The following is a 26285-nucleotide window of genomic DNA, read 5'->3' as shown; positions in this document are numbered from 1 at the left end:
ACCACCGCAGAAGGAGCCAATTGCCATGACCCGCTTCACGCCTCCGCTTTCCCGCAGGACGCTCCTGAAATCCGCCGCCGCCGGCACGGCGCTGGCCGCGATGGCCGGCCCGCTGTCGGCCCCGGCCCTCGCGGCCAACCAGCCGGTCAAGTTCACGCTGGCCTGGCTCGCCCAGGGAACGACGCTCTATGTCTACCTGGCCAAGGCAAAGGGCTTCTTCAGCCGGCGCGGCCTGGACGTCGAGATCTCGCGGGGCTACGGCTCGCTGCCGGCGGCGCAGAGCATCGCGGCCGGGCAGTTCGACTATGGCATCGTGATCTCCACCCCGCTGATCCTGTCAATCGCCAAGGGCCTGCCGCTGAAGGCGATCGCGACGGTGGATTATGACGCGACCATGGGCGTGGGCGTGCTCCAGGACAGCCCGATCACGGCCGCGAAGGACCTGACCGGCAAGAAGATCGGCGCCGTGCCGGGATCGGCGGAATACCCGTTCTTCCCCGCCTTCGTGCAGAAGGCCGGCATGCAGATGAGCGACGTCGAGCTCGTCCATCTGGACAACAAGGTGCTGGAACGGGCGATGACCGAGAAGCAGGTCGCCGCCATCATGGGCATCGGCTCGTCCAGCCTGCCCGTCATGCTGTCCAAGGGCATCCCGGTGCGCTGGCTGCTCTACAGCTCGGTCGGCATGCGGACCTACGGCCAGACCATCGTGACCCGTCCGGAGGTGCTGGAACGCGACCCCGCCGTGTCGGAAGCGGTCGTGGACGCGCTGATGGAGGCCGTCGCCTATTCCATGAAGAACCCTGAGGAATCGATGGAGATCTTCGCCCGCGAGGTGCCGGAGATCGCGCTGACCCAGAACGGCAAGGAGTTCGTGCGGATCGGCCTGGGCCTGGCGCACCATACGATCGCTCGGCAGGAGGCGATGGAACATGGGCTGGGCTGGGGCGATCCCGCCGTGTACCAGGAAATGATCGACTTGGTCATGACCTACGCCGGCGGCGAGGGCATGACACGGCCGACGGTCGAGCAGGTCTTCACCAACGATTTCGCGGGCGAGTTCAAGCTGGAGCAGCCGGAGTGGCAGTCGGTCCAGGCACGATCCGCCGAATTCGGCAAGCTGGTATCCTGAGCGCCCCATGGCGGTCGATGTCAGCCAGGCTGCCGGGCGGATCGGGCGGGCGGTGTTTCCCGCCCGCCCGATCTCCTGGCGTCCGCACGGTCCGGCGATCCGCCGCGTCGTGCTTCCGCTCGCCTTCGTCGTGATCGTGTTCGCCGCCTGGGAAGTGGCGGTCCGGCTCTCGGGCGTCTCATCGATGATCATCGTGCCGCCTTCGGCGATCCTGGCCGTCCTGTCCCAGCACTACGCGATCCTGATGCAGCATGCCCTTCCGACCCTGACGGAAACGGTCCTGGGCTTCTCCCTGGCGTCGCTGCTGGGCATCGTGCTCGGTACCCTGATCGCCTCGTCGGAGCGGATGCGGCAGGCGATCTATCCCAACATGGTGCTGTTCCAGGTGATACCGAAGGTGGCATTGGCCCCCCTGTTCATCGTCTGGCTGGGCATCGGGATGCCGTCGCGGCTCGCCTTCGCGGTGTTCATCGCCTTCTTCCCGGTGGCCGTCTCCACCGCCGCCGGCCTGTCCGGGACCAGCCCGGCGGCCTTGCGGCTGTGCCGGTCGCTGACGGCGAGCCGCTGGCAAACCTTCGTCCATGTGCGGTTTCCCTACGCGGTGCCCTACATCTTCGCCGGGCTGAAGGTCGGCGTCACCATGGCCGTGATCGGCATCGTGGTGGGGGAATTCGTCACCGCGCAGGCGGGGCTCGGCTACATCATCATGTTCGCCTCCTCCGCGGCGGAAACGGCGCTCGCCTTCGCCGCCGTGCTGCTGCTGTGCGCGGTCGGCGTGATCCTGTACGGCGTGGTGGCCGCGCTGGAAATGGCGGTCATGCGCAAGCTGGACGCGCCGATGTCGTCCGGCGACGTGGTCTGAGCGGCATGGACCTCGCCGCCAGCCGCGACGTGGAGGAGGGCGGGGCGGTCCTGGTCGCGGTCGGCGCCGGGACGGAAGCGCGCCAGCTCATCCTGCTGCGCGTCGGCGGCGTCGCCGCCGCCTATGTCAACGCCTGCCCGCACATGGGGATCATGCTGGACTGGGTCGCCGAGCGGATCACCGCGCCTGGCCGGCGGTGGCTGCGATGCACCGCGCACGGCGCCCTCTTCCGCCGCGAGGACGGAGTGTGCGTCAGCGGCCCCTGTACGGGACAGAGGCTCGTCCGCGTGCCGGTGGCGGAGCGGGGGGGCCGGATCATGCTGGAGGACGCGTCTTGACCACACTATCGAACCCTCCGGCCCCGCTGGTCGGCCTGCGTGGGCGCCAGCGGATCGCTCCCTTCGTCCTGGCGCGCCCGGGCGGCGTCGCCGAGGCGATCGCCCTGGGGCAGGCACCGGGTTCCGCCTGGATGGGGGGAGGCGTCGACCTGATGGACGGCCTGAAGCGCGGCATGCCGCTGGATCGGCTGGTTCCGCTCGGCGCGCTGGCCGAGCTGGGGACGATCTCGCGGTGCGAGGACGGGGTGCTGCGCGTCGGGGCCTTGGCGACCTATCAGGACCTGGCCGACAGCGCCGTCGTCCGGGAGGCCGCGCCCGACCTCGCTGCGCTGATCGGCACCGTCGCCAATTTCCGGATCCGGAGCAAGGCCACGGTGGGCGGCAGCGTCATGTCCGGAAACGGGCAGTACGACCTCATGCCGGCGCTGCTGGCGCTGGGTGCCGTCCTGGTTCTCGCCGGGCCGGACGGCGATGCCCGCGTTCCGGCGGCCGCCCTTGTTCCGGACGAGCCGCGCCTGCTGCGGGCGGTCGAGATCCCGGCCCGCGAGACCGCCCGACTGCGGGTCGACCGGACGCTCCGGCCCGCCGTCTGCGTCTATCTGGGTCTCGCTTTCCATGGTGGCGCGGTGGTCCGGCTGCGGGCCGCCGTGTCCTGCGCCCATCCGCGGCCCGTTCTGGCGGAACTGGGGCCGGACCGCGTCGCCGCCGCCGATCCGGCGCGGGATGCCGCGGCGCTGGCCGATGAACTCGCCGCCGGTCTCCCTTCCCCGGTCGATGACGGGACGGCGTCGGCCCCCTACCGACGCCGGGTCATCCCGGTCCTGATCCGGCGCCTGCTGGAAGCATCTTCGACGGAGCCGCAGGCATGACCGGAACCAGCTTCATCCTGAACGGCCGGGTCCTGGCCCTGGATGCACCGGACAATGCGGTGCTCGCGGACGTCCTGCGCGACATGCACGGGCTTTACGGGTGCAGGATCGGATGCGACCAGGCCGTCTGCGGCGCCTGCACCGTGCTGGTGGACGGCGCGCCGATGGCGGCCTGCTCCACCTTCGCGTTCGAGGTGGCGGGGCGGGCGGTCGTGACGATCGAGGGCGTGGCGTCCGCCGACGGCACCCTCGACCCGGTGCAGCGGGCCTTCGTCGAGGAACGGGGATTCCAGTGCGGCTACTGTACGGCCGGGATCATCCTGACCGTGCGGGCGCTGCTCGACCGGGATCCCGATCCGGACGAGGCGGTCATCCGGTCCTGGCTTGGGGCCAATGTCTGCCGCTGCACCGGCTACTCCGCCATCATTTCCGCCGTGCGAGCCGCGGCCCGCCTGCGCCGCGAAGAGGGAGCCTGAGCGATGGACGGCCGTTCCAAGGTCACGGGGGAGGTCCGCTACGCGGTCGACGCGGCGCTGCCCGGCATGCGCCATGCCAAGCTGCTGCGCAGCCCCCATCCCCATGCCCGCATCCTGCGCGTCGATGCACGCCGGGCGCTGGCGCTGCCGGGCGTCGTGTGCGTCGTCACGGGCGAGGACGCGGCCCGGATGCCGGACCCACGCCACGGCTTCTCGGTCCGCGACCAGCCCGTGATCGCGATCGACAAGGTCCGGTATGTCGGCGATCCGGTCGCCGCCGTGGTGGCGGTGGACGAGATGACGGCGCTGGCGGCGCTGGAGCTGATCGATGTCGACTACCAGCCGCTGCCGCCGGTCCCGACGATCGAGGAAGCGCTGGCGCCCGGCGCGCCGCTGCTGTTCGACGAACCGCATCCCGGTCCGCCGCTGGGGGTCGGCGCCGGATCCTGGAGCCGCAACGAGCCGGCGCCGAACGTGCTGTACGAATACGGCTATGCCCGGGGTGACGTCGCTGCCGATCTGGCCGGGGCCGCCCACGTGTCCACCGACAGCTTCGCGGTCTCCCGCATCGGCCACTACTACCTGGAGCCCTACTCGGGCGTGGCGCGGGTGGAGGCGGGGCGGGTGGAGCTGTGGTCCTGCAACCAGGATCCTTTCATGATCCGCACCGACATCGCCCGCATGTTCGGGATGCCGGTCAATGACATATGCATCCATTCGCCCATGATCGGCGGCGGTTTCGGCGGCAAGAGCTACTGCAAGCACGAGCCCCTGATCGTGCTGATGGCGATGAAGGCTCGGGCGCCGGTGCGGCTGGCCCTGACCCTCGACGAAAGCCTGCTGACCCTGACCAAGCATGCCGGGATCCTGACGCTGACCACCGGCGTCGATGCCGCCGGAAGGCTGGTCGCCCGGCGGTCGGAACTGCGCCTTGACGGCGGCGCCTACGCCGATGCGAGCGCCATGGTGGCACTCAAGGCTGGATATCGCATCACCGGCCCCTATCGCTGGAAATCGGTGCTGACCCGGGCGTCGATCGTCCGCACCACGACCGTCCCGGCTGGGTCCTATCGCGGCTTCGGCGGCACCCAGGCCAGCTATGCCTCGGAATGCCAGATCGACATGATCGCGCGGCGGATCGGCATCGATCCCCTGGAATTCCGCCGGCGCAACCTGCTGGAGGTCGGCGAGCCGTTCGCCCCCGGCGACAGCGGCATGGACAGCGACCTGAGGCGCGGCCTGGACGAGGTCTGTCGGCGCATCGGGTATCATGGACGAAGCGTCAGTGCCGGCCGCGGCATGGGGCTCGCCGTCGGCATCAAGGACGGCGGCGGCACCGGCAACCATGCCCAAGCCATCGTGACCGTCAGCCAGACCGGAGACGTTACGGTCAGCGCCGGCACGACGGAGATCGGCCAGGGAGCCGCGACCACCCTGTGCCGGATCGCGACCCTGGCTCTCGGCCTGCCGCTGGCGAACGCGCGCTACGCCCCGATCGACACCGACCGCACCCCGTTGAACAACGGGACCCATGTCAGCTGCGGCACCACGGTCACCGGAACCGCGGTCCAGCGCGCGGCGGAGGATGCGCGCGCGCAGATCCTGGGGTTCGCCGCCGGGCATCTGCAATGCGGTCCGGAGGATCTGGTCCTGGACGGCTGGGCGGTGCGGCGGGGCGGGGAGACGTTTCCGCTGGGTCCTATGGTCGCCTCCTGGTTCGGCGGGGTCGGCCATGTCTTCATCGGGCGCGGCGCGATGAAGGTGCCGTTCGACGAGCGATCCCCGGTGCGGGCCCGCAACCTGTTCTGGATGCCGAGCTGGGCCGGGGCGGAGGTCGAGGTGGACCGGGCGACCGGCCGCCTGAGGGTCCTGCAGCTGGTCGTCGGCGCCGACGCCGGCCACGCGATCGATCCGGCCTCGTGCGTCGGGCAGATCGCCGGCGCGGCGCTCCAGGCGTTCGGGCTGGCCCTGTTCGAAGAATTGCGGTATCGCGGCGGCGCGGTGCCGGAGAACGCCGATCCCCGGGCCTACCGGGTGCCGATGGCGGCCGACCTGCCGGACCGGTTCGACTGCTTCGTGGAGGAGCACGGGCTGGGGCCGGGGCCGTTCGGGGCCAAGGGATTGGGGGAAAGCGGCATGCTGGCGGTCGCTGCGGCCATCGCGAACGCGATCGAGGATGCGACCGGCGCCCGCGTGACGCGGACCCCCTTCACTCCGGAGCGGGTGCTTGAAGCGCTCGACCGTCTCGATGCGGACACTATGCCGGAACGGCGGAGTGCGGCCGAATGAAGCTGGCGATCCCGGACCTTGTCTCGCCCTCCTATTTCCCGGCCATCGCGGCGATCGAACTGGGCCTCTGTCGCAAGCACGGGCTGGATGTCGCGCTGGAGGTGATATCGCCGGTGGATGCGGCGTATCGGGCGCTGCGCGACGGAACGGTCGATTTCGTCGGGGGCTCGTCCCATTCCGCCGTGTCGGCATTTCCCGACTGGCATGGCGTGAAGCTGATCTGCGCCCAGTCCCGGGGGCTTTACTGGTTCCTGGTCATGCGCAACGACCTGGGCCTGGAGCGGGGCGATGCCGCCGGGTTGCGGCGATGCCGGATCGGTGCCGCGCCCTGGGTGCGGCTGACGCTGGAGCGGCTGCTGGCCGCGTCGGGCATCGACGGCGTCCGTGACGGGGTTACGATCGTCCCGATCCCCGGCGCCGCCGGCGCGCGGGTCAATTACGGCGTGACCGCCGCCCGGGCTCTGGCCGAAGGGCTGATCGACGGGTTCTGGGCGAACGGCATGGGGGCGGAACTGGCCGTCCGGAGCGGCACGGGCATGGTGCTTCTCGATCCCCGGCGCGGCGGCGGGCCGGCCGACTGTTTCGATTACACGACCGCGATCGTGGCGACGACGGACCGGCTGATCGAACGGACGCCGGAAGCCGCCGTCGGCATGGCCCGCGCCGTCGCCGAGGCGCAGGCCTTGCTGCGCGACGATCCCCAGGTGGCGACCCGTATCGCCGGAGCGCTGTTCCCGCCTGCGGAAACCGGCTTGATCGCCGAACTGGTCCGGCGCGACCTGCCGTTCTACGATGCTCGCCTGCCGGAGCGGTTGGTCGCCGGCATGATCGCCTTTTCCCAGGAGGTGGGCATTGTGTCCGGTCCGATCCCATACGACAGGATCGTCGCGGTCAGCGTCCGGAAGGCGGTGTGAGCCGGGTTAGGCGATCATGAACCGCGTCGTTCCGCCGCTGCGGCCGGCTGGAGGCGTTGCGCACCGAAATGGGCGAGCGGCTGAAGGGATTCAAGGCGGAACTGGACGGCGATGCGGCGGCCAGCCAGCGCCGCAAGCTCAAGGCCCGCGGGTCCGCGGCGGTCGAGCGCGAGGAGTACTGCCGCACGGCTCTGGTGCGGGTGCGCGAACTGGAACTAGAACAGGAGCGGCACGCCAAGCGCGACCGCGACTGACCTGACCTTGCCCCCGTGCAGCGCCTCCCATAGTGCCTGAGTTATGCCGCCAACGTTTCCTGCTGGCGACGCCAATTTTCCTCGAACGCCATCGGGCTTGTGTAGCCCAGGGTAGAATGCATTCTGTTCCGGCTGTAGAAGGTCAGCCAGTCAACAACCTCAACTTTGGCCTGGCGCCGGGTCTCGAAGTGCATGCCATGCAGGCGTTCAACCTTCAACGAGCCGAAAAGCGTTTCCGTCACCGAGTGGAAGCTTCGCTGACCCTGACGGGTTCCCAGCAATTGCCCCTGCGGCTCATTGGTCCGCGTATGCCGTAGCGGCGCAAGGTCGCTTGGAAATCGGTACTGGCATATTGCGATCCTTGATCCGAATGGAAGATCAGACCTTTCGCCGGCTGCCGCCGGAACCATGCCATGGTCAGGGCGTCGATCACGAGGTGTCGTGTCATGCGCTCGCCCGTCGCCCAGCCGACCACTTGCCGGCTGAACAGGTCGATGACGACGGCCAGGTACAACCAGCTTTCCTGCGTAGCAATATACGTGACGTCCCCGGTCCAAACCAGATCCGGCCGTTCCGGCTGGAAGTTACGGTTCAGCAGGTTGTCCGAGACTGGTAAGCCATGATTACTGTCGGTCGTCGCTTTGTATTTCCGCTTTGACCGCGCCCGAATGGCGTTGTCGTGCATCATCCTGCGCACCCGTTCCTTACCGACCCGAAAGCCTCGGTGCCGCAGCTCACGCCAGATCCGACGCCATCCATAGGCGCCCGCCTGGTTCGGCATGGATCGCCTTGATGTGGGTCAGCAGGGCCATGTCACTGACGCGCCCCACGTCCTTGTCGGGGATTCTTGTCCGACGCAGGTATTGATGAAATCCTCTGGCACTGACATCCAGGACAGAGCGTTCTATCGAGACAGGCCAGTCCCGTCGGTGCCGCTCGATAAAGGCGTACTTCACAGCGACTCCCTGGCGAAGTACGCCGCTGTTTTCTTAGATGCCGCGCTCCATTTTCACACGCGACAATTCTGTTCGTAGACGACTGATTTCCACCTGTTCAGCACTGACTGCCGGTGTAGCAGAACTTTTCAACCCACCGTTGCCCGCTGCCTTGGCCCAGATATGTAGCGTCTGCTCCGACAGGCCGAGATTCCCGGCGACCATCGCCACCCGCTCGCCACCGGTGACCAGACGAACGGCCTCTTCCTTGAACTCCAGCGTGTAGCGTGCCCTCGTTGATTTCGTCATTCCGCCTCCATCCTCTCGCCGAACTTACCCGGCTATGGGAGGCGCTGCACGGGGGCAAGGTCACATCGGCGTGAACGATGGACAGCCGTGTTCGTCACTCCACCTCTTCCCCAACCACCGGAGCAGCCGGCACGACCAGGATCTTGTCGATCCGGCGGCCGTCCATGTCCATCACCTCGAAGCGAACACCATGATGTTCGAACGACTCCCCGGGTTTCGGAACATGCCCAATGCCGTGAAGGACGAACCCGGCGATGGTATGATAATCGCCGCCTTCCCGCAGGTCGCGAACGCCGAGCACGTCTTCGAACTCATCGACCGGCATGGAGCCATCCACCAGCCAGGATCCGTCGTCGCGCCGGATCGCATCAGCCTCGGCGGCTTCTCCCGGCTCGGGCAAGTCGCCGGCGATGGTCTCCAGGATGTCGGTGATGGTGACCAGGCCCTCGACGCTGCCGTATTCGTCCACCACGATCGCCATGTGCAGGCCGGACCGCTTCATCATGTCGAGCAGCTTCAGGATCGCGGTGCCGTCATGGACCACCAGCGGTTTGGCCGCGACCGTGGCGAGATCGACCGCCTTGCCCTGGAAGGCGAGTTCGAGCAGGTCCTTGTTGTGGACGATGCCGACGATCTCATCCAGTTCGCCCCGGCAGACCGGGAAGCGCGAGTGCCCGGAGGTGCGGATCTCGTTGATCATGTCTTCCTGGCTGTCGCCGACATCGAGCCAGACCACGTCCGGCCGTGGCGTCATGATGGTGCGTACGGTTCTGTCCGCGAGGCGCAGCACGCCGTCGATCATCTCCTTCTCACGCGGATCGAACACGCCCGCCTCGGTACCTTCGCTGATCATGGACCGAACCTCGTCCTCGGTCACGGTCTCCTCACGTCCGCCATGGAGACCGAGCAGGCGCAGCAGGAGATCGGTCGTCGTTCCCAGGAGCCAGACGAAGGGAGCCGTGATGCGCGACAGGGTCCTCATGGGACCGGCGATGATCGAGGCGGTGCGCTCGGGCGCCCGCAACGCGATGCGCTTGGGGATGAGTTCGCCGAGCACGATCGACAGGTAGGTGATCGCGACGATGACGGCCACGTAGCCGCCCGCCTCGCCGTAACCGCCAAAAATCGGAAAGCTGTCCAGCCACGTCCCGAACCGTTGGCCGAGGGTGGCGCCGCCGTAGGCGCCGGCGACGACGCCGACCATCGTGATGCCGATCTGGACCGTGCTGAGGAACCGGCTCGGGTTGTCGATCAGGCGCATCGCCGCCCGCGCGCCGTGGACACCCTGGTCGGCCATGCCCTGGAGCCGTGCCTTGCGCGAAGACACGACGGCAAGTTCCGACATCGCGAACACCCCGTTCAGCAGGGTCAGCGCGATGATGATGACGATCTCAAACATGAAGGGATCCGGGGACAGAGTGAATGGGAACGGTCAGGTGAAGACCAGCACGACGGAACAGGCATAGAGGGCGAGCACCAGCGCGCTCTCGAAGCCGATGTTGGCGATCCCCTGCTGCTGGCGCCGCAGCATGCCGAGCAGCAGGATGCCGGTCATCAGGATGGCCAGGACCGTGGTGAAGACGTTCTCGTCCGTGAACCGGTGGTAGATCGAGCCGGAGCGGTAGAAGATGTCGGCTGCGGCCAGGAACAGCACCTCGAAGGCATTGCCGCCGATGATGTCGCCGACGGCCAGGCTCACGGCGCCGATCCGGACCGCGGCGATGGCGGTCACCAACTCCGGCAGGGAGTTCGACACTGCCGTGAACACGGTGCCGACCGCCGTCTCCGACAGGCCGGTCAGGCCGACCAGGGCGATGCTCGCCTCGCCGATGAGGTATCCCGCGACCGCCGTGATCGCGGCATAGGCCGCGAACAGCATCCACAGCCTCGACGTCGCGCGACGATCCCCGCCCTCATCGGCCTCTTGGGCCTCGTCCTGCGTGTAGTCCGTCATCACCGGCGACCACATCGGGTCGGCCTTCACCCGCGACAGCAGCTTCAGGCCGAAGCCGTACATGACGAACAGAACGATGGTGGCGGGATGGACGCCGAGGATCGTGATCTCGGGCGACGCCATCGCCAGCAGCGGGATGGTCAGCATGGTGACGAGCAGCGTGCCCTGGACCAGGCCGGTCACGGAGGCGGCGGCGTGCTCCAGGTTGGCCCGCCGGTACACCAGGTCGGCGACCGCCAGGAACGTCGTCTGGGCGGTCAGGCCGCCCACCGCGTTGCCGATGGCCAGCCCCGCATAGCCCTCGCTGGCGGTCGTCATGGAGGTGATGATGCCGGGCAGCGAGGTACTGCCGCCGACGAACAGGGCGCCCGCGATGATCTCGCCCATGCCGGTCCGGTCCGCCAGCGTGTCCGCGACGCCGGCCAGTTTGGCGCCGGCAAACGCTATCGCCAGGGCACAAGCCACGAAGATGCCGATCACCGCGGCGAGAGAAAAATCCGTCAGGTCAAGAAGCACCTCAGCCGCCCCGGGGAGTACTGGAAGTCTGTTGGCGGCACGGTCTGTCGGCTGCCTCGGCAACGGGTTGCGGCATCGATGGACTCCTGCTGAGAAGAACCGACTCGGCTGTAGTGACACTCCAGGACATGAACGGGTTCCTCGACGGGGACACGGAATGCGAACTGGGGGATATGGCTCGGCGAAGTCATGCGGTCGGCGAGCCGCTCATCCACCGGTCCGCCAGGTTCCTGAGCAGGCTCGTCTGCTGGCGCTGCCGGCGAGCGGAAACCCAGTACGCCCCCCAGGTCAGGCCGACGACCACGATCCAGAAGGCGCCGAGGTAACGCCAATCGGCGCCGACCACGAGGAGGAACAGGACGATGAGCGTGGCAGCCGCGACCACGACCCAGCAGACCATGCGGCTCCGCCGGAAAGCGAGTTCGTCACTCCGCTCGAATTCCTCGGCCAGCTTCTGGATCTCAAGGGCGACTTCCCTGTGGGCCTCTGATCTCGAATCCATGTTTTTCTCCGGTACGGGTGGACCGTCTCAGGTGAACAGGCCGCCGGTGACGTCCAGGGCGGCCCAGCCGATCGCGTAGATGGCGGCCGACATGGCTGCCAGGGTGACGGCGGACAACGCCAAGGATGCGGCAACGACAGCACCGTCGCGCTGAAGAATCCCGAAGCCGATGCCCGCGATGCACAGCGCCGGCGCGATGTTCCCGAAGGGAATCGGCAGGGCCAGCATGACGGTCAGCAGCAGGCACGCGACCCCGAACAGCCGCCCGAGGTCCGTCCATTCCGGCATGCGTGGCCGGGAGAACTTCTCGAGCCATTCCAGCCATCCGGCCGCTTTGGAAATGCCGGCCTCCAGCCAGGACCGCTTGATCGTCCTGCGCCTTATCCAGCCCGGCAGTCTGCGTCCGGTCCCGAAAAGGACGAGCCATACGGATACGATGGCCAGCGGAATGGCGACGACGGCGGTCAGGCCGACGATCGGCAGCGGCAGCGCCTCGGGCAGGGCGAAGAGCAGAAGCGCCAGGCCATAGACCCGCGCGCCAGCTCCATCCAGCACGTCGCCGACCGCTACCTTGTCGCCTTGGGCCTCGACGCGGACCTCTTTCAGGACCTGGGATGCAGGTGCCGTGTCGGGCTTTCCTGCATCACCGGAACACTCAAGCCTATCCATCCCATTCCCGTCTTTCAGTTCCCTCCATGCCCAATTCCTTAGCAAGACCTTTGGTGCAACGATGGGCTTCCCTTTGTTGTTCAAGGACAACCCCAGCAAAATGCCTGTGAACACAGTGCCTTCCGGTCTGTGGCTCCGCAGCAAGACTCAGGAATCCTTCATGAAAAGCATCTTGCCATCCATTCTCCTGATCGCGACAACGATCACCGCGACCTCGGCCGCGGCGGAGCAGGTCGGGGAGATCAGCACGGACTGGTCGGGTAACGATATCGTGATCGAGGCGATCACCGATCCCGAGGTCGAGGGAGTCACATGCCACCTGACATACTTCAGCCGCGGATTCATCGATCGCCTGTCCCAGGGCAACTGGTTCGAGGACCCGTCGAACTCGTCGATCGCCTGCCGCCAGACCGGCCCGGTCGTCGTCGGGGACATCGAGACCGACGAGGATGGCGAGGAGGTCTTCTCGGAGGGCAGAAGCCTGATCTTCAAGTCCCTGTCCGTCCGGCGGATCTACGACAAGGCGAACAACACCCTGATCTACGTCTCGTACTCCCGTCAGATCCAGGAAGGCAGCGCCAAGATGGCGATCTCGACCGTGCCGTTGTTCGACGAGCAGGTATCCTGGGCGGAAGGGCGCCCGGATTAGCATGGCCTCACATCCTTCTTCGGGAGAGACATCAGGAGCTCCCGGGTCCTGCTTCCACTCGAGTGCAGGGCGGTGAGGTCCCTGGGAACACTGATGTTGTCGTCCGCCGAACGCCGGATCATGTCGAGTTGCTCGAGGAGGGGCTGGCGTTGTTCGTCGGAGCGGACATAGGGAGCAAGCGACCCGATCGCTTCCGTGAGCCGGATGAGCACGGCCGCATGGCCGCTTCCGGCCTGCCGGATCTGATCGAACGCGGCTCCGACGATGCTGTCATATCCGGCGATATCCCGTACGACCCGGGGCCTGCCGCTGTCATCCAGCAGGACTGCCGGTTCCAGGTCGCGTTCGAAGATGTGACCGAGCGATGAGGAAAGGCTGTCGATCACGGCCAGTGCGGTGAACACGTCGTTGATGCCGGGGGACAGGGCTCGGGTGGCCATCTCGACAAGCTGCCGGATACCATACTCGATGTCCTGGGTCGGAGTCCGCTCCGAGCCCAGGATGAAGGCGTCGCGGATTTTCCGGCATGTCTCGTCCGTCCCGGCTGCGGTTGAATGAAGCGCCACGTGGCGGCCGCGGCCGAGAATGTAATGGCCGGGGCGGACCTCCAACCGGATCAAGGCATCGTTCTCGCTGGCAGCTTCAACCAGTGCCTCCAGATCGATGCTTTGCAGATAGCCGTCCCGACCGAGCGGAACCCACACGAAGTCATGGGTCGGCCGAGGAATATCAGGACGGGCCTCGCTCTTCTCGGGCAGCAGGAGCTTCGTCACCTCCATCAAATCCCCCGCCACGTTGCGAACCACGTTGTCGTAGATGATGGACCGGGCCAGCTTATGGACGAAGAACAGCAACACGAACAGGCACAGCACCGTCAGCGCCGTTCCCGTCGTCACCGCCAGATGCGGGACACTGTCCATCCGGTCGCCGTCGATCGTCCGGAAGACGATTATCAGGTACAGGATGTCCGCCAGGAAGAGGCCGAGGACCGCCTGCGTCTGGCGGTCCTGGATGAAGTTGCGGATCAGCCTGGGGCCGATCTGCCCGGCGGCCAGGGTCAGCACGACCATGGTGATGGAGACCACCAGCGAGAACATGGTGATCATGCCCGACAGCAGTGTGGAAACCAGCTCGCGGGCGTTTTCGGTGTCGCCAGCGTAGAGCAGCCAGTACTCCACCATATCGTCGGGAACGTCGGCTCCCCAGGTCAGCAGCAGGATGGCGAAAGCGACGGCAACCACGCCCATGAGCAGCGGGATGAACCACAGGCTGGTCCGAAGCCAGTCCAGATAATACCTGACGCGCTCCCTCATTCCGGCTCGCCGGCCTCCTCGCGGCCCTCCCTGATCGATCGCTCGGCATCCTGGAGATCGTCCGGGTCCGGGGCCGGTTCGGCCTGGACGGCGGCGGCGCCGGGCCGGTGACACAGGGACACGTAGACGGGAAAATGGTCCGATCCGATGCCGGGCAGCACCTTCAGGTCGAGCAGGACGAATTCCTCCTCGAAGAAGACGTGATCGAGGGGCCAGCGCAGGAGCGGCCAGTGGGCGTTGAAGGTAGGGTAAAGGCCCCGGCCGATGCGCGGGTCGAGGAGGCTGCTGATTTCCTGGAACTGCCGTGTCGTGCGGGACCAGGCGACATCGTTCAAGTCACCGGCGACCACCGCCGGGAGAGGGTCCCGATGGACTTGGCGGCCGACCAGCAGGAGTTCGGCGTCGCGCTCCTCCGTATCGTCGAGCGGCGGCGGTTTGGGATGGACGCCGTGAAAGTCGATCTCTTCGCCTGAGCGGAGTTGCACGCGGGTCACGATGGAGGGCACATAGTCCTCCAGCAGGAAGCGGACCCGGGGATCGACCAGACGCAGCCGTGAAAGCAGGTGCATCCCGTAGCTGTCATCCTGGGGATGGGCCACGACATAGGAATATTCCGACCAGAGCCTGGTGAGTTGCAGGTCCCACCAGCGGTCGGTTTCGAGCAGAAGGACCATGTCCGGCCCGAGTGCCCGCACCAGCTTCAGCACGGGTTCAGCGTTCTCATTGCCCATCAGCAGTTGGCGACCAGGATGCTAAGGCGCGATGCGTCGTCGCAGGATCGCACCTGGATTGCCTCGACCTCATGCAAGGGTGTGTAGGGATAGATGCGCCATGCCTGGTAGACGGCCGCGATGCCGAGTGCCGTCAGGACAAGGGCGGTGAACGGCTTGCGGATCGGAAAAACGGCGAGCATACCGGCGCCGACCAGGAGCAGCAGGACCAGGATCTGGGCACGGGGAAAATCCCAGATGCGGACCCACCATTCATTGCTGCGGATAAAAGGAAGCGCCGTGGCGAGCAGCAGGAGCACTCCGGCCAGGATCAGCATCAAGGCGAATATCCGCTTCAGCATGATCCAGCGCTCGTCAGGTGGCTCTTCCGTGCTGAATGGTGATCAGAAAATAAGGGCGAGAATGCCGATCACGACCAACAGGCTGATAAGAAAAATCACTCCTACCGTACCGCCTATGAACTTTAACATCTTCAATCTCCTATATTTTCTCAAAGTAAACGCAGACCTGGAACTCTCGTTCCCTCACATCGCTGCTGTCCGGGCTACCGATTGGGCCTGTCGTTGCACTCAGGACCATTCTTGATGCCGATGATGACGTTCTGGAGCCTAAGGTCCCCGGTGCGCTGCCGGCCAGCCTCTTGATGCTTTCCATGGTGATGTGCCGCCGCAGCGACGAACCCTCCGTATCGCAGGGTGTGCCCGCGAGCGAATCGCCCAGCAGGCAATCAGCGCAGCGCCTGCCATGGCGGTCACGGCCAGCCAAGGCACCTGAGCGGGACCTTTGTGACGCCTCCACGGTCTCCAGGTATCGGCCGCACTCTCCGGATCGCCGAGGTGAGGTCTTGCAGCCAGCCAGCCGATCATCCCCGCTCCCGACGGCTGGAGTGGCTGAAGGCGCCGGAGGGTCGGGCCGTCCAGCCTCTCTATGGCCGCAATCAGGCTGCCGTGATCGGCCAGCGCTTCCTCGAAGCGTTCTTCCGAACAGCCAAGGAAATGGGCAACCAGGCAATTGCGGACGGAGCGGATCGCCGCGCGGGTTTTTGCCTCCTGCTCCGCTTCGCCTGCTTCGATGGCCAAATCGCACTCGGTGTCCAATCCCATCGATCGGTTGTTGAGGTTGGAAGACCCGACCCGGAGGAACCGGTCGTCAACGATCATGACCTTGGAATGGAGGATGATGCCGCGCCCTTCCGGCGCCTGGGGAGCATAAGCCCGGAACCGGCCGTAGGGATCGGCTGCACCGAGGTCCGCCACCAGGGCGTCACGGGCGGCGTCCATCACGACGTGGTCGAACAGGCTCGGACTGCGCGGGGAGCAGACGACCACGATTTCGGGACCGTCCGGCTCGGCCAGACGCGCCTTGATCGCAGCGCCGATCTTGGAGGAGGCGAAGTACTGGTTTTCGATGTAGAGGGTGTTTCCGGCAGCGGCGATTGCTTCCAGGAATAGAGCCTCGTTCTCCCGAACTGCCGGGTAGTGCTTCCAGGCTGGTCCGGTGCGCGCAATGCCGACGGGAACGTCGGTGAGGAGCGGCGCCACGTATTCCGGCCACGGGCTTGTGCCGGGGCTTTGCCCGGGGCGCTCGGGATCCTCACCGGTCGCCCGCCGCCATCGTTCCCGCCCAAAATCGCCGAGCGCCTTCGCCACGGCACCTTCGACCATCATGGTCAATCCATGGCGGGGTTCGTGGATCGCGCCGGACGGCAAACGCCGACGAGGGTCCTGATCCAGATGGGCCGACGTGTCCCAGCGCTCGGTCGAGAAGTCGCCGCCGCTGCAGAATGCCACCATGTCGTCCACGACAAGGATCTTTTGATGATGACAGGCGCCAACGGGATGTGAGCCGTCGAGGCGAAAGCGGATCCGGTCATCGAGCCACCCCTTTCCCCGCTGCGGGAAGCCATGCCTGGAGGCCGTGATCGGCAGAGCCGCGTCCCAGATCAGCAAGCGGATGTCGAGTTCCGGCCGCTCACGGGCGAGCGTATTGAGCAGTGAGCCGATTTCGACGGATGATTGGGGATTCTCATCTCCGGGATTGAGGCAGGTCCGAGGATCGAACATCCAGCCGATCAACAGAATGGATCGCCGGGCCTGCTCCAGAACCGCCTTGACGGCAGTGAAGTAGGTTGCATTGTCGAGCAGGAGCGCCATGCGGCTTGCGCGCTCGATACGCCAGCAGGTACTGCCCGGCCGCAGCAAGGCACCAGGGCTACCCGGCGCAAGCGGCCGGGTTCTATAAGGCACAGGAATCTCCGAAGCACGTGTGCGTCGGACAACGTTCAGGATCGGCCGCCCGCGTATATTTCGAGGCACTGGTCATTTCGGCACTCCGAGAGCGATGACATCATCCGACGGATGCCGGAAGCGGGTGGCTTCCACCCGCCCTGTCCAACAACCTAGAAAATCAGGGCGAGAATGCCGATCACGACCAGCAGGCCGATGAGAAAGATCACCCCCACCGTACCACCCAGAACCTTGAGCATCTTCAATCTCCTGCGTTCGCAGCGTTAGAAACACGGCCCTGGGGCCGTGTTCCGCTTCTTCCGTCGCGATAGGATCTACTTGTCGGTCTTGTCCTTGCCGGTCAGGGCGTCCTTGATGCCGCCGATGGCGTTCTGGATCTTACCCTCGCCTTTGTCGGCCTTGCCCTCGGATTGGAGCTTGCTGTCGCCGGTCAGGTTGCCGGCCCCCTCCTTGACGTCGCCCTTCATCTTCTTCATCGAGCCTTCGGTCCGATCGTCGCTCATTGTCTGCTCCTTGCTGGATAAAAAAACTTGGCGAGCAGGATAAGGACATCGGCAGTCCGTGATCGGTTCCAAAAAAATGCGAGCTCGATCCAGAACATGATGCCGGCACGCGTCGTGACATTCAGCGACATCCACCTGCAATTATTTTGGAACCGTCTCGCGGAACAGGGTGTCTATCCCTGCAAGGTCCACACGGCTGCTGTCGGCGACCTGTTCAAACCATCGTTTCCGGAAGCCGGTGCGCCCCATGCCGGGTCCAATCTGGCACCTGGATCTTGCGAATACCGGCAACCTGATTTGGGGAGAAATCTCATGAAACGACAATCCTGGATCCCATTCGCCGTTGGCGGCGCGATGCTCAGCCTCCTGCTTGGGGCCTGCGACAACAATTCCGAGCCCGAAACTCCTCCCGCGGGATCGCCGCCGGCCGAGACGTCACCGCCCGCGAACCAGTAGCACATGGTAGAGCGCGGACAGGGGGAAGGCATGGACGAGACGGAATGGCTGATCGCACGAGAGGCACCGGGCTTGCGGCGCTACGCGCGGGCCCTGGTCAGGGACCGCGACCGCGCTGACGATCTGGTGCAGGAGTGCCTGGAGCGCGCCCTTCGCAAGCAGCATCTCTGGCAACGCACCGGAAGCATCCGCGGATGGTTGCTGAAAATTCTGTACAACGTCCATATCAATCTGGCCAAGCATCACCAGAACGCGCCGCAGACCACTTCGATCGAGGATATCAGCATTGCCCAGCCGGCTCGCCAGTTCGGGCACCTCCAACTTCAGGAAATGGCGCGTGCCCTTGACGAACTCCCCGACCTCCAACGCGAGACGCTGCTGCTGGTCGTTCTGGAAGGGCTGAGTTACGAGGAAGCCGCCTGTGTGCTCGATGTCCCGGTCGGGACGGTCCGGTCCCGCCTGTCCCGCGCCCGCGAGACTCTGCAGTCCCTGAACCTCGCTGAGGTGCGCCCCGTCGCCTTGAGAAGGGTGAAGTGATGGATGATTACGATGACATCAACGATCTCGACCTGCATGGATACATAGACGACCGCCTCGACCCACCGCGACGTCGGGCGGTCGAAGCATACCTGGACCAGCACCCGGACAAGGCGGAGTGGGTCCGGCGATGCAGGCTTCAGAGCGAGGCGATGCGGGCGATCTACGGCCCTGTCGCCGAGGAGCCTCTGCCCGGCCGGCTGGCCTCGGTGTTCAAGTCGGGGCGGCCGGCCCGCTTTCCGGGGCTGGTCAGGCGTATGGCGCCGCTGGCGGCAACTCTTCTGCTGGGATGCGGACTAGGGTGGTCGGCGGGTGAGTTCCTGCCGCGGGCCGAGGCAACGACCCCGGTCTTGCGCGAAAGCGTGTCGCTCGCCCATACCGAAGCAGCACGGGCAATCGTGGCGGACCACACCGCACCCTCCTCGGAGTTGGTGCAGCGGCCGATCAACTGGGTCGAGCAGGCGAGCATGGTTGACCTGCAGGTCCCGGATCTGAGCCGATACCGGTTCAGCCTGATGGGCAGCCAAGTCACCGCGACGACCAACCGGTCGCAGGCGGCCCAGCTCTCCTACAGGGACGATCAGGGACGGCGGCTGACCTTGCAGATCCAGCCCCGCCTTCCCGAGCCGGATCCCGAGATCGTGACCGAGAAGCGCAACGATGTTCGGGTTGCCTACTGGGCCGACGGTCCCCTGATGTACGTGATGGCGAGCGATCTGCCGCGTGACGAAACCTTGGCGGTCGCCCATGGGCTGAACCGGTCGATCCGGAAAATGCCGCCGCCGGAAACCGAAGCAGAGTTCGGCCTCGCCGAGCGGGTACGGTCGTTCTTCCAGATACGCGGATAGGCGGAAAGCCCATCTGCAGTGTCAGTGATGCCTTGGCTCATCGCCCAAGCCCGGCTGAAGGCCGGGCCTGACACGCCCCGACATTTCATTAATCCATTTTGGCTCGTGCAGCCAAGAGGGGAAGCTATTGCCCCGGTGCTGCACGCGACGAGCAAGACCGATGCCATAAATGCGCGAAGGAGGAACCATGCGAACGAACCTGATGCTGACGACCGCGCTTGCCCTTACTCTGGCGGCGCCCCCCATCGTCCTGGCGCAGGATGAGGACAGGACAGGATCGCAAGGCGCGCAGATCCAGGTCGAGCAGTCCCGTCCCGAGGTGGAGGCCGCCACCGTCCCGCCGCCAAGGTCCTGACAGCTGAAGGAGGGCGATATGAAGGTGCTGCACCGCACGGGCATTCCTGTATTGGTTCTCGTCCTCGGCCTCTTCAGCGTGGCTTCTTCGGCTCAGGGACTGGATATACTTGACCCCGCTGGTCCGGAGCGATCCGAGGGGACGCATCCTAGGGATCGTTTCAGCACGACGCCACAAAGAGTCAGGCCGGGCTTCGACGGTGATGCTCCGGCGGACGAGAGGATAAGATCCGGCGACCGCCCCCGCGAGTTGGATTGGCCACCGTCCCGGTCCTGGCTGGGCGATCCCTGAGAGCAGGTGAAACCGACATCCCGCTCAGGGGGCCGGTGATCCAACAAGTATATATGATGTTGATCTTGACAGCATGTAAAGGAAAGAAAGATGTTCAGTGTGTTCGGCAAAGGTCTCGGATTCATCTTCCTGGTCGGGTTGACGACCGTCGGTGTGCTGAGCGTGGTTTTCCCGCGCGGTGCCAGGAAGGCTGCGACAGCCGCGTATGACCTGGAGGATGACCAGGACGCCCGACGTATCAACCGGGAGAGTGTTTAGCGCGAGCCGAGCCAGCGGCTGGATTGGTAATCGGAGCGGCGACCGGGAGGGATTGAGTTTGCCAGTGATCGGCCGTTCATCCGCCCTGGTCATCCTGGCCATCATGGTGGCGCTGGCGGGTGGGTGGCTGCACCGGTATTTCCGCAACGTTGAGCAAGCTGAAGATGCTGCCCGGACGGTAACTGATTTTCATGGGCAGGCATACTCGGCCGCAGGCTTCAAGACCGTCCTGCATGGCTTTGATCCGGATGACATCATCATGCGGCCGTACGATTGGCTCCGGCCCGACCAGATCGCCCGGATCGACGCGGTCTACCGGGAAAAGGCGATCGGAGCCGGGTACCTTGCACCGGACGGCAGGGACCTCGGCACCGTCGAGCAGGCTTATGCCTGCCAGCCGATCCTTTCCTTCGCCCTGAAATCAGGGAGTCCGCCCGGCCCAGATCCCATCCAGGCCGTCGATGGAATAGGTGCAGACGCATATTTCGGAAGCCAGTTCCTCACTGAAATCGAGAACTTCGCCGCCTCAGCGGCGGATCCGATCTTACGGACCTGTGCGAAGGTGTATCTCGAGGCCGGCTTTCTCGACAGTTATGGAATTGAATGACGCACTGGAGACAGATCGGTATGTCCGAGAGTATCTGGAGGTCAGCGAACCGTACGATGAAGTCAGCATGTCCGCTCCAAAGACATTCTTCTGAAGTGGTTTGCGCACAGACCGAGGTCCATGGAGCCCAGGTCCTGTGATGCTCCAGCACCGATACACGACAGCCATCCCGTTCCTGTGCTTTGTCGTGCTCTTGTCGGCGGCAGCGGATGCGGACGCGGACTGCCTTATCCGTTTCGGCTGGAGCCGGGGCGAGCCCTACGCTTATCGGATCTATGGTGATCGTCTTGTCGGACTGGATGCGGATATGGCTGGGATGATCGCCGAGGAGGCGGATTGCCAAGCGGTGTTTTTCGAGTATTCCCCCAGCAGATTGCCGGAGGCTCTCGCGAGCGGGCGCATCGACGCCGCCATCCTGGGAGATGCGGCCATGCCCGATGTCCCGACCATCTGGGCATCCGCATCATACCGGATCGAGAAGGTGCGTCTGTTTAGTCGAACCGGACAAGGAGTCTCCGGGAACAACGTCCTTGATCTGCTCAGGAAAGGATATGCCGTGGCTGTTCCCAAAGCATTGTCCCCCGACCAGACCACAACCCTCGTCAAGAAGGATCCGGTGCTCCGATCCAGGTTGAGGGAGGTGGCGGATGAAGCGGAGGCGTTCTCGCTGCTGACAACGACCCATGTCGAAGTTGCCGCTCTAGGTGAAACGAAGGTCGTTCAACTCGACGGCGGATCGGCTACCGCCAGGACCGTCGAGCCGCTGAACGTAACCATAGCCGAGCGCCGGGTCAGTTTGGCCCTGAGCCGCAGAACGGTGGATGCGGACCTGAAAGCCCGGATAAATAAAAGCATCCGATCCCTGCGCGACCGCGAGGAATTCATGTCGGTGGCGGAGATCTACGTCGCCGCTGCTCAATCGAGACCTCCAGCGGACTGACCGCACATAATCTTCTCCCATAGGTCCGACCTATACGGAAGGTCCGCTGGCAGCTGAGGCCGAGGTAACGCCGGGAAGAGCGGGGCGGCACCCTTCCCGGTACTCCTTGCGGTCTCAACTCATTGGGTTTGCTGACGAGGATCGTCCTCAGGATTGAGATAGGTCAGCGACCACGGTCCGACGGTGCTGATCTCGATGACGGTTTCCTCGTCGGCATAGATGAAGTGCCGGGTTCCCGGCTCCAAGCCGAAGAACGTGCCGGCAGTCAAGGATTGAGCCTTGGCCTCGTCCGCCACCTCTCCCATGCCCAGCTTGAACGTGCCTGACAGCACTGTGACAAGCTCGGGCTTGGGGTGGGTATGCGGCGGAATATGATACTTGTCCGGAAGTTTCAGTCGCAGAACGAACGGACCTTCCTGGCTCGGGTCACCATACAGCAAGGCGGCCTCGGCGCCCTGCGGCAGTATCGGCGGCGCCGCGGTCCATGGGACCTCCTGCGGCGTGACGATGGTATGGCCTTCCTGGTGCGTTGTCGTTTGAGCAACGGCCGTTGGAGCGGCTCCGATCAGAGCCAGAATGCTGGCGGATACCAGTGCGGTTCTCATGACCTATTCCCCTTCTGTCTGAACCTCCTGCTATTGGGCGGTGACGACCGGCCCCGAACCTCGGTTCACCAAGGCTTATGACCCGGTGCGGCCTGCGGAGTGTTGTTGCTCATCATCACCCTGCTATAAAACGACAAAGCTAACCTGCAAAGAGTTCCCAATTATTTTTTCAAAGATGGCCCAGAAACTGACCGGGCAATCAGAATGCAGCTTCAGAGAAGCTGCGCGACGATGTGTAAAGCGTTGTCTGAAGCTCTACAGTTCCGCGCCCCATCCCTTTGATGCCAGGTGAGTCATCGGCGATATCCGACAGCATCGCTCCTGTGATCGGTCAATCCGGCATCTCAACCGTGATCCTCCAGGTTCCCCAGGAGCCGGACATCGGGATTGGGCAGGGGAATGCCGTTTCGCCGGAGCGCATCGATCACCGTGATCTGAACCGCCGACAGGGCGTTCGCAAAGTCCGACCGCCGGGAATCCGTCCAGAAGGCGACATCGAGTTCGACGTCGGCCGACCCGAGCTGGCGGACCCTGACCGTCACCGGCCTTTCCGCCAGGACCCCCTCGGCGTCCGGTACCGCGGCGCGGATCACCTCCGCGGCCCGCTCCAGATCGACATCGTAGCCGAGAAAGACGGTAATGTTTCCACGGCGCAGGGGGGCCGCCGTGTTGTTGATGATGCGCGAGGTGAACAGCTCCGCATTGGGCACCATCACGACCCGGCCGTCATAGGTGCGGATCTCGGTAGCGCGGAGGTGTATGCGCTCGACGTTCCCCTCGCTGGATCCGACGATGATCTGATCGCCGAGCTGGAACGGTCGGAGCCAGAGGATCAGCAGGCCGCTGACGAAGTTGGAGATGATGTCCTTCAGGGCAAAACCCAGGGCCAGACCGGTCAGCCCAAGCCCGGTGACGACGGTTTCGGGATCGAACCCGAGGGCATCGGTCGCGACCACCAAGCCGATGGCCCAGATCGCATAGTAGGACAGCTGCCGGATCAGGTTCTCCACCGTCAGGTCGGAGATGACCAGCCGGAACACCAGGCGCAGCAGGTATCGCGTGAGGCTCGCCAGCGCCCAGAACAGGCCGACCACCAGCAATGCTGCCAGGAGGCGGGGAACCAAGCGGATCGCGGAGTCGCCCAGCCGCAGGAACGCCGTTTCGACGGATGACCGCACCTCGGCGCCGAAACGCCCGCCGAACCCGAGGCGCCGTTCCTGGGCCCGCGTCAGGGCGTCGTCAACAGCCTGGGCCCACTCCGCGGCAAGGGCCTCCACTGATGTCAGGTTGTCCTGGGCATCCGTTTCCGTGACGGTGACGACCGGTACTCCCGCGACGATCACGGAGCGGCCGGGGGTTTCGCCGGTGCTCGCTTCCACGCGGGCCGGCGACAGAACCTCCGGCCTTTCGAGCAAGCTCTCCAGGCGCGCCTCGACGTTGCGGACACGGCTGCGCGCATCCAGGGTGTCCGTCGGGCCGAGACGCAGGACCGCCTGACCCTCAAGGCGCACGGTTGCGCGCTCCCCCTGGGCCGCCGCCATACCGAACGACGTTGCCAGCAGCAAAACCATGACCAGGCCGAAGGCTCTGATCCCACACCGGCAACCTCGACCGTGACGTCGGACCCAGGGCATCCTGGTCACCACGTCCAGTTTCGGCGTCCCACGGTCGGCGTCCGACCGGTCAACAGGAGCCAGGTTACCAGCAGACCCAATCCGCTGCCGGCGGCAAACCGCCCCACCGTCTGTCCGGGTGGCACGAACCAGACCCGCAGTTCGCCGGACGGATCGGCCGGCAAAGTCACGGATACCAGCACGCCGAGATGGCTCTCGACCGGCAGCGGTTGGCCATTCAACTCCGCCCGATAGCCGGGATAGGCCGCGCGGGCTAGGATCAGCCGTCCCCCGTGGTAGGAAGAGCCGGCCCCCAGGACATGACTTTCCTCCATATCGGACACGATCAACGTCCGGTCCACCGTTACCCCGGGGGGCAGCCATGACAGGTGGCCTGGTTGTGATGGAAGCGGCTCACGACGCCGGAACTCCGTCATGGAGCGCCCTTCACCGGCCATGATCCAGCCCCTGGGCTTATGCGCCAGGAAGGCATCCAGGTGATCGTCGCGGCTAACGACGATCCGGTCGATGCGGGCCAGATCAGCCAGATCCAGGCCGGTTTCCGCGTCATGCCGGAACAGCTCGACGGCGGCATCCGGGCAGGTCCAGCCGAACAACCCCATGCACAGGCGCTTCGCCAGGCCCCTGGGCGATATCGGCGAATAGCCGTTGATCATCTCGCCGCCCTGGAACAGGAACGCGTTGCCGGATGTAGCCTCTTCCATGATCTCGGTCCTCTCCCGGTCCACGTAGCCGGTCAGTTGCAGCGCCAGCTCCCCAGTCGTCACTTCGTTCTCCGCCGTGAAAGGCGGGCGCTCCGGAAGAGCCATTTTGCCCAGAACGTTATTGTGGGGCCAAGCGACATGGGTGGCGACCGTGAAGCACAGGGAGGACGCGATCAGGAAAGCACCGACTGTCCTGCCGTTCCTCCGGATCATGACCGGCAGCCCAAGAGAGAAACCGAGGTGAAGGACGAAGAACGCCGCATGGATGCGCCAGAGGTCAGGCTGCTGCTGCACCGACAGGGCGAACATGACGAAGCTCAGCGCGGCCAGGGCGAGGCAGGTGTTGCGCAGGCTGGTTCCGGTCCGGTCTGGAACATGCCTCATCGCCCGGTCGAGCACCGCCAGGCAGGCCAGCGCCAGACAGAGGTGGAACCAGGGGAGATACCGGAACGGGTAGCGGAAAGGGCCGAGCTGATCGGGGCCCTGGGCCAGGACGGCGAAACACAGCGCCGCCCCGAATGGCAGCAGCACGGCCGGCGCGGACAGGGTGCGCCTTGTCAGGCAGATGAGGACAACGGGCAGGGCGAACCAGGCGGTCAGATAGAGCGGCGGCGTTACCGGCCGGAAGCCGGTGTAGGTGTTGAGCAGGCCGACATGCGACGGAAAGGAGAACTTCAGGAGGTCCCCCAGCAAAGCCGTATTGAAGCCCTCGTTGGAGATGCCCTGGGGTCGCACCGAGTCCTCGACCAGGGCCGCCACGGGAAGGATCGCCGGCAGCGACATGAGCACGCCGCACACCATCGACGCCGCCAATCCCGCGACTGGCATGAGGGTCCGGGTCCTGTACCAGCGCTCACCGGCGAGAAGCGCGGCCCATACGGCGATCGCGATCGCCGCCTGCGGAAAACCGGAAGTCAGCGTCAGGCAGATCGCCGCGGCTGCCGGAACCACGTGGCGCGGATCCGCCGCCGCTCTGACCAGAAACGACATGGCCCAGGTGGACCAGGCAAAGGCCACCAGATGGGATATCCAGGATGCGGCGAACCAGTACACCAGCATGTTGTTGGTGGAGACCACCAGGGCCGCCACGAGAGCCAGATCATCCCGCAGGCCGATGGCCCGGGCCAGGAAAAAGGTCCCGAGCGAGCAGACGGCAAGGTGGAAGACCGAGAAGAAGAAGGCCGCGGCCGCGGGATCCGCCATCCAGTGGATGATCCAGTACAGCAGCAGCGATACCGGATTGTAGAGGGCGTACTGGTACTCCCCGACGAGATTGCCGCCGAACCAGGATCTGAGGCTGATCGCCGGCCAGGTGCCTTGTGCCAGCTGCCCGCCGATCTCCATGAACATCGGCATGAAGTAATGCTGCATGTCATCGCGGAAGAAGAACCCGGGCTCCGCCAGGTCCGCGATGACGCCGCCCGCGACAGCCAGAAGGACGGCGAGAGTTGCCATGACGGTGCTGGAGAGGCCGCCGGAGCCGGTCCACTCCGGCAGCCTGACGATGTCCTGGTGCGCCATGACCGGCTTACCTTATTCCGTCGCCCGCGGGACCAGGCCGGTCATCACAAGCACCCTCATTCGCGCGG

At 65.3% G+C, this 26285-nt stretch carries 30 protein-coding genes and 1 pseudogene; 16 read left to right on the top strand and 15 right to left on the bottom strand.

The annotated features are described in order from the left end of the window. Window positions 1–25 precede the first annotated feature (25 nt). The 8 genes from JL100_RS22365 to JL100_RS22330 are packed head-to-tail and all read left to right on the top strand — an operon-like array spanning window position 26 to window position 7134. Window positions 26–1132: an ABC transporter substrate-binding protein gene (locus JL100_RS22365; RefSeq protein WP_202682318.1), complete on the top strand. Its 1107-nt coding sequence runs from the start codon at window positions 26–28 to the stop codon at window positions 1130–1132. A gap of 7 nt (window positions 1133–1139) precedes the next feature. Further along, complete coding sequence (locus JL100_RS22360) at window positions 1140–1994, top strand: ABC transporter permease (protein ID WP_202682319.1); 855 nt, start codon at window positions 1140–1142, stop codon at window positions 1992–1994. A gap of 5 nt (window positions 1995–1999) precedes the next feature. Further along, window positions 2000–2332, top strand: coding sequence for a Rieske (2Fe-2S) protein (locus JL100_RS22355; RefSeq protein ID WP_202682320.1), 333 nt, complete (start codon window positions 2000–2002; stop codon window positions 2330–2332). Then, window positions 2329–3201, top strand: coding sequence for an FAD binding domain-containing protein (locus JL100_RS22350; RefSeq protein WP_202682321.1), 873 nt, complete (start codon window positions 2329–2331; stop codon window positions 3199–3201). The genes JL100_RS22355 and JL100_RS22350 overlap by 4 nt, the downstream gene beginning before the upstream one ends. After that, complete coding sequence (locus JL100_RS22345) at window positions 3198–3677, top strand: (2Fe-2S)-binding protein (protein WP_202682322.1); 480 nt, start codon at window positions 3198–3200, stop codon at window positions 3675–3677. The genes JL100_RS22350 and JL100_RS22345 overlap by 4 nt, the downstream gene beginning before the upstream one ends. 3 nt (window positions 3678–3680) lie before the next feature. Beyond that, window positions 3681–5966, top strand: a complete 2286-nt coding sequence (locus JL100_RS22340; RefSeq protein WP_202682323.1) for a xanthine dehydrogenase family protein molybdopterin-binding subunit — start codon at window positions 3681–3683, stop codon at window positions 5964–5966. Next, window positions 5963–6880: an ABC transporter substrate-binding protein gene (locus tag JL100_RS22335; RefSeq protein WP_202682324.1), complete on the top strand. Its 918-nt coding sequence runs from the start codon at window positions 5963–5965 to the stop codon at window positions 6878–6880. Before JL100_RS22340 ends, JL100_RS22335 begins: the two co-directional genes overlap by 4 nt. 56 nt (window positions 6881–6936) lie before the next feature. Continuing rightward, window positions 6937–7134, top strand: coding sequence for a hypothetical protein (locus JL100_RS22330; protein WP_202682325.1), 198 nt, complete (start codon window positions 6937–6939; stop codon window positions 7132–7134). Between the two features lie 41 nt (window positions 7135–7175). Here the strand turns inward: JL100_RS22330 and JL100_RS22325 are convergent. The 5 genes and pseudogenes from JL100_RS22325 to JL100_RS22305 form a co-directional block, all read right to left on the bottom strand. Beyond that, a pseudogene (locus JL100_RS22325) lies at window positions 7176–8378 on the bottom strand (IS3 family transposase). Between the two features lie 94 nt (window positions 8379–8472). Further along, the gene (locus JL100_RS22320) at window positions 8473–9777 is read right to left on the bottom strand and encodes a hemolysin family protein (RefSeq protein ID WP_202682326.1); all 1305 of its coding nucleotides are present in this window, start codon (window positions 9775–9777) and stop codon (window positions 8473–8475) included. A 33-nt stretch (window positions 9778–9810) separates the two neighbouring features. After that, window positions 9811–10848, bottom strand: coding sequence for a sodium:calcium antiporter (locus tag JL100_RS22315; protein ID WP_202682327.1), 1038 nt, complete (start codon window positions 10846–10848; stop codon window positions 9811–9813). A 187-nt stretch (window positions 10849–11035) separates the two neighbouring features. Beyond that, a complete protein-coding gene (locus JL100_RS22310) occupies window positions 11036–11350 on the bottom strand; it encodes a hypothetical protein (RefSeq protein ID WP_202682328.1) in 315 nt (104 codons plus the stop codon). Between the two features lie 27 nt (window positions 11351–11377). Continuing rightward, window positions 11378–12133: an exopolysaccharide biosynthesis protein gene (locus JL100_RS22305; RefSeq protein ID WP_202682329.1), complete on the bottom strand. Its 756-nt coding sequence runs from the start codon at window positions 12131–12133 to the stop codon at window positions 11378–11380. 46 nt (window positions 12134–12179) lie between these two features. On the opposite strand from JL100_RS22305, the gene JL100_RS22300 reads away from it, so the two are divergent. Next, window positions 12180–12668: a CreA family protein gene (locus JL100_RS22300; protein ID WP_202682330.1), complete on the top strand. Its 489-nt coding sequence runs from the start codon at window positions 12180–12182 to the stop codon at window positions 12666–12668. On the opposite strand, the gene JL100_RS22295 is transcribed toward JL100_RS22300, so the two are convergent. From JL100_RS22295 to JL100_RS22275, 7 genes are all read right to left on the bottom strand, one after another. Continuing rightward, window positions 12665–13981 carry a DUF2254 domain-containing protein gene (locus JL100_RS22295; protein ID WP_202682331.1) on the bottom strand — a complete coding sequence of 439 codons (1317 nt, stop codon included), beginning with the start codon at window positions 13979–13981 and terminating at the stop codon, window positions 12665–12667. The genes JL100_RS22300 and JL100_RS22295 overlap by 4 nt on opposite strands. Then, window positions 13978–14712, bottom strand: a complete 735-nt coding sequence (locus JL100_RS22290; protein WP_202682332.1) for an endonuclease/exonuclease/phosphatase family protein — start codon at window positions 14710–14712, stop codon at window positions 13978–13980. Before JL100_RS22290 ends, JL100_RS22295 begins: the two co-directional genes overlap by 4 nt. Next, on the bottom strand, window positions 14712–15029 hold the full coding sequence (locus tag JL100_RS22285; RefSeq protein WP_228420840.1) for a hypothetical protein: 318 nt from the start codon (window positions 15027–15029) through the stop codon (window positions 14712–14714). Before JL100_RS22285 ends, JL100_RS22290 begins: the two co-directional genes overlap by 1 nt. A 66-nt stretch (window positions 15030–15095) precedes the next feature. After that, window positions 15096–15182: a small membrane protein YohP gene (locus JL100_RS37025; protein ID WP_456115323.1), complete on the bottom strand. Its 87-nt coding sequence runs from the start codon at window positions 15180–15182 to the stop codon at window positions 15096–15098. Between the two features lie 138 nt (window positions 15183–15320). After that, on the bottom strand, window positions 15321–16865 hold the full coding sequence (locus JL100_RS22280; RefSeq protein ID WP_202682334.1) for a phospholipase D-like domain-containing protein: 1545 nt from the start codon (window positions 16863–16865) through the stop codon (window positions 15321–15323). A 245-nt stretch (window positions 16866–17110) separates the two neighbouring features. After that, the gene (locus JL100_RS37020; protein WP_456115322.1) at window positions 17111–17197 is read right to left on the bottom strand and encodes a small membrane protein YohP; all 87 of its coding nucleotides are present in this window, start codon (window positions 17195–17197) and stop codon (window positions 17111–17113) included. Window positions 17198–17272: 75 nt separating this feature from the next. Next, window positions 17273–17461, bottom strand: a complete 189-nt coding sequence (locus tag JL100_RS22275; RefSeq protein ID WP_202682335.1) for a CsbD family protein — start codon at window positions 17459–17461, stop codon at window positions 17273–17275. Between the two features lie 27 nt (window positions 17462–17488). On the opposite strand from JL100_RS22275, the gene JL100_RS22270 reads away from it, so the two are divergent. The 7 genes from JL100_RS22270 (at window position 17489) to JL100_RS22240 (ending at window position 21753) form a co-directional block, all read left to right on the top strand. Then, window positions 17489–17917: a hypothetical protein gene (locus tag JL100_RS22270; RefSeq protein WP_202682336.1), complete on the top strand. Its 429-nt coding sequence runs from the start codon at window positions 17489–17491 to the stop codon at window positions 17915–17917. A gap of 30 nt (window positions 17918–17947) precedes the next feature. Then, window positions 17948–18454, top strand: a complete 507-nt coding sequence (locus tag JL100_RS22265; protein WP_202682337.1) for an RNA polymerase sigma factor — start codon at window positions 17948–17950, stop codon at window positions 18452–18454. Beyond that, window positions 18454–19302 carry an anti-sigma factor family protein gene (locus tag JL100_RS22260; protein WP_202682338.1) on the top strand — a complete coding sequence of 283 codons (849 nt, stop codon included), beginning with the start codon at window positions 18454–18456 and terminating at the stop codon, window positions 19300–19302. Before JL100_RS22265 ends, JL100_RS22260 begins: the two co-directional genes overlap by 1 nt. A 187-nt stretch (window positions 19303–19489) precedes the next feature. After that, a complete protein-coding gene (locus JL100_RS22255; RefSeq protein WP_202682339.1) occupies window positions 19490–19657 on the top strand; it encodes a hypothetical protein in 168 nt (55 codons plus the stop codon). Window positions 19658–20038: 381 nt separating this feature from the next. Next, the gene (locus JL100_RS22250) at window positions 20039–20206 is read left to right on the top strand and encodes a hypothetical protein (protein ID WP_202682340.1); all 168 of its coding nucleotides are present in this window, start codon (window positions 20039–20041) and stop codon (window positions 20204–20206) included. 58 nt (window positions 20207–20264) lie between these two features. Beyond that, window positions 20265–20813: a hypothetical protein gene (locus tag JL100_RS22245; protein ID WP_202682341.1), complete on the top strand. Its 549-nt coding sequence runs from the start codon at window positions 20265–20267 to the stop codon at window positions 20811–20813. 139 nt (window positions 20814–20952) lie between these two features. Continuing rightward, the gene (locus JL100_RS22240) at window positions 20953–21753 is read left to right on the top strand and encodes a substrate-binding periplasmic protein (protein ID WP_228420839.1); all 801 of its coding nucleotides are present in this window, start codon (window positions 20953–20955) and stop codon (window positions 21751–21753) included. A gap of 119 nt (window positions 21754–21872) precedes the next feature. Here JL100_RS22240 and JL100_RS22235 read toward each other — a convergent pair whose 3' ends face one another. The 3 genes from JL100_RS22235 to JL100_RS22225 all read right to left on the bottom strand — a co-directional run bounded on the left by JL100_RS22235 (window position 21873) and on the right by JL100_RS22225 (window position 26217). Then, window positions 21873–22358 (bottom strand): cupin domain-containing protein, encoded by a 486-nt coding sequence (locus tag JL100_RS22235; RefSeq protein ID WP_202682343.1) that lies wholly within the window; start codon window positions 22356–22358, stop codon window positions 21873–21875. Between the two features lie 344 nt (window positions 22359–22702). Next, window positions 22703–23869, bottom strand: a complete 1167-nt coding sequence (locus tag JL100_RS22230) for a mechanosensitive ion channel family protein (protein WP_202682344.1) — start codon at window positions 23867–23869, stop codon at window positions 22703–22705. A 128-nt stretch (window positions 23870–23997) separates the two neighbouring features. Continuing rightward, a complete protein-coding gene (locus JL100_RS22225; protein ID WP_202682345.1) occupies window positions 23998–26217 on the bottom strand; it encodes a hypothetical protein in 2220 nt (739 codons plus the stop codon). Window positions 26218–26285: the final 68 nt, after the last annotated feature.

Origin of the sequence: Skermanella mucosa (assembly GCF_016765655.2) — a bacterium.
Classification (GTDB): Bacteria; Pseudomonadota; Alphaproteobacteria; order Azospirillales; family Azospirillaceae; genus Skermanella; species Skermanella mucosa.
The sequence above is the reverse complement of the archived record's forward strand: the minus strand, read 5'-3'. Positions and strand labels throughout refer to the sequence as shown.

Excerpts from the sequence above, each read along its gene's own strand:
- JL100_RS22365 (WP_202682318.1), top strand. The coding sequence starts at position 26 with ATGACCCGCTTCACGCCTCCGCTTTCCCGCAGGACGCTCCTGAAATCC.
- JL100_RS22360 (WP_202682319.1), top strand. The coding sequence starts at position 1,140 with ATGGCGGTCGATGTCAGCCAGGCTGCCGGGCGGATCGGGCGGGCGGTG.
- JL100_RS22355 (WP_202682320.1), top strand. The coding sequence starts at position 2,000 with ATGGACCTCGCCGCCAGCCGCGACGTGGAGGAGGGCGGGGCGGTCCTG.
- JL100_RS22345 (WP_202682322.1), top strand. The coding sequence starts at position 3,198 with ATGACCGGAACCAGCTTCATCCTGAACGGCCGGGTCCTGGCCCTGGAT.
- JL100_RS22340 (WP_202682323.1), top strand. The coding sequence starts at position 3,681 with ATGGACGGCCGTTCCAAGGTCACGGGGGAGGTCCGCTACGCGGTCGAC.
- JL100_RS22335 (WP_202682324.1), top strand. The coding sequence starts at position 5,963 with ATGAAGCTGGCGATCCCGGACCTTGTCTCGCCCTCCTATTTCCCGGCC.
- JL100_RS22320 (WP_202682326.1), bottom strand. The coding sequence starts at position 9,777 with ATGTTTGAGATCGTCATCATCATCGCGCTGACCCTGCTGAACGGGGTG.
- JL100_RS22310 (WP_202682328.1), bottom strand. The coding sequence starts at position 11,350 with ATGGATTCGAGATCAGAGGCCCACAGGGAAGTCGCCCTTGAGATCCAG.
- JL100_RS22300 (WP_202682330.1), top strand. The coding sequence starts at position 12,180 with ATGAAAAGCATCTTGCCATCCATTCTCCTGATCGCGACAACGATCACC.
- JL100_RS22295 (WP_202682331.1), bottom strand. The coding sequence starts at position 13,981 with ATGAGGGAGCGCGTCAGGTATTATCTGGACTGGCTTCGGACCAGCCTG.
- JL100_RS22290 (WP_202682332.1), bottom strand. The coding sequence starts at position 14,712 with ATGGGCAATGAGAACGCTGAACCCGTGCTGAAGCTGGTGCGGGCACTC.
- JL100_RS22285 (WP_228420840.1), bottom strand. The coding sequence starts at position 15,029 with ATGCTGATCCTGGCCGGAGTGCTCCTGCTGCTCGCCACGGCGCTTCCT.
- JL100_RS37025 (WP_456115323.1), bottom strand. The coding sequence starts at position 15,182 with ATGTTAAAGTTCATAGGCGGTACGGTAGGAGTGATTTTTCTTATCAGC.
- JL100_RS22280 (WP_202682334.1), bottom strand. The coding sequence starts at position 16,865 with ATGGCGCTCCTGCTCGACAATGCAACCTACTTCACTGCCGTCAAGGCG.
- JL100_RS37020 (WP_456115322.1), bottom strand. The coding sequence starts at position 17,197 with ATGCTCAAGGTTCTGGGTGGTACGGTGGGGGTGATCTTTCTCATCGGC.
- JL100_RS22275 (WP_202682335.1), bottom strand. The coding sequence starts at position 17,461 with ATGAGCGACGATCGGACCGAAGGCTCGATGAAGAAGATGAAGGGCGAC.
- JL100_RS22265 (WP_202682337.1), top strand. The coding sequence starts at position 17,948 with ATGGACGAGACGGAATGGCTGATCGCACGAGAGGCACCGGGCTTGCGG.
- JL100_RS22260 (WP_202682338.1), top strand. The coding sequence starts at position 18,454 with ATGGATGATTACGATGACATCAACGATCTCGACCTGCATGGATACATA.
- JL100_RS22255 (WP_202682339.1), top strand. The coding sequence starts at position 19,490 with ATGCGAACGAACCTGATGCTGACGACCGCGCTTGCCCTTACTCTGGCG.
- JL100_RS22250 (WP_202682340.1), top strand. The coding sequence starts at position 20,039 with ATGTTCAGTGTGTTCGGCAAAGGTCTCGGATTCATCTTCCTGGTCGGG.
- JL100_RS22240 (WP_228420839.1), top strand. The coding sequence starts at position 20,953 with ATGCTCCAGCACCGATACACGACAGCCATCCCGTTCCTGTGCTTTGTC.
- JL100_RS22235 (WP_202682343.1), bottom strand. The coding sequence starts at position 22,358 with ATGAGAACCGCACTGGTATCCGCCAGCATTCTGGCTCTGATCGGAGCC.
- JL100_RS22225 (WP_202682345.1), bottom strand. The coding sequence starts at position 26,217 with ATGGCGCACCAGGACATCGTCAGGCTGCCGGAGTGGACCGGCTCCGGC.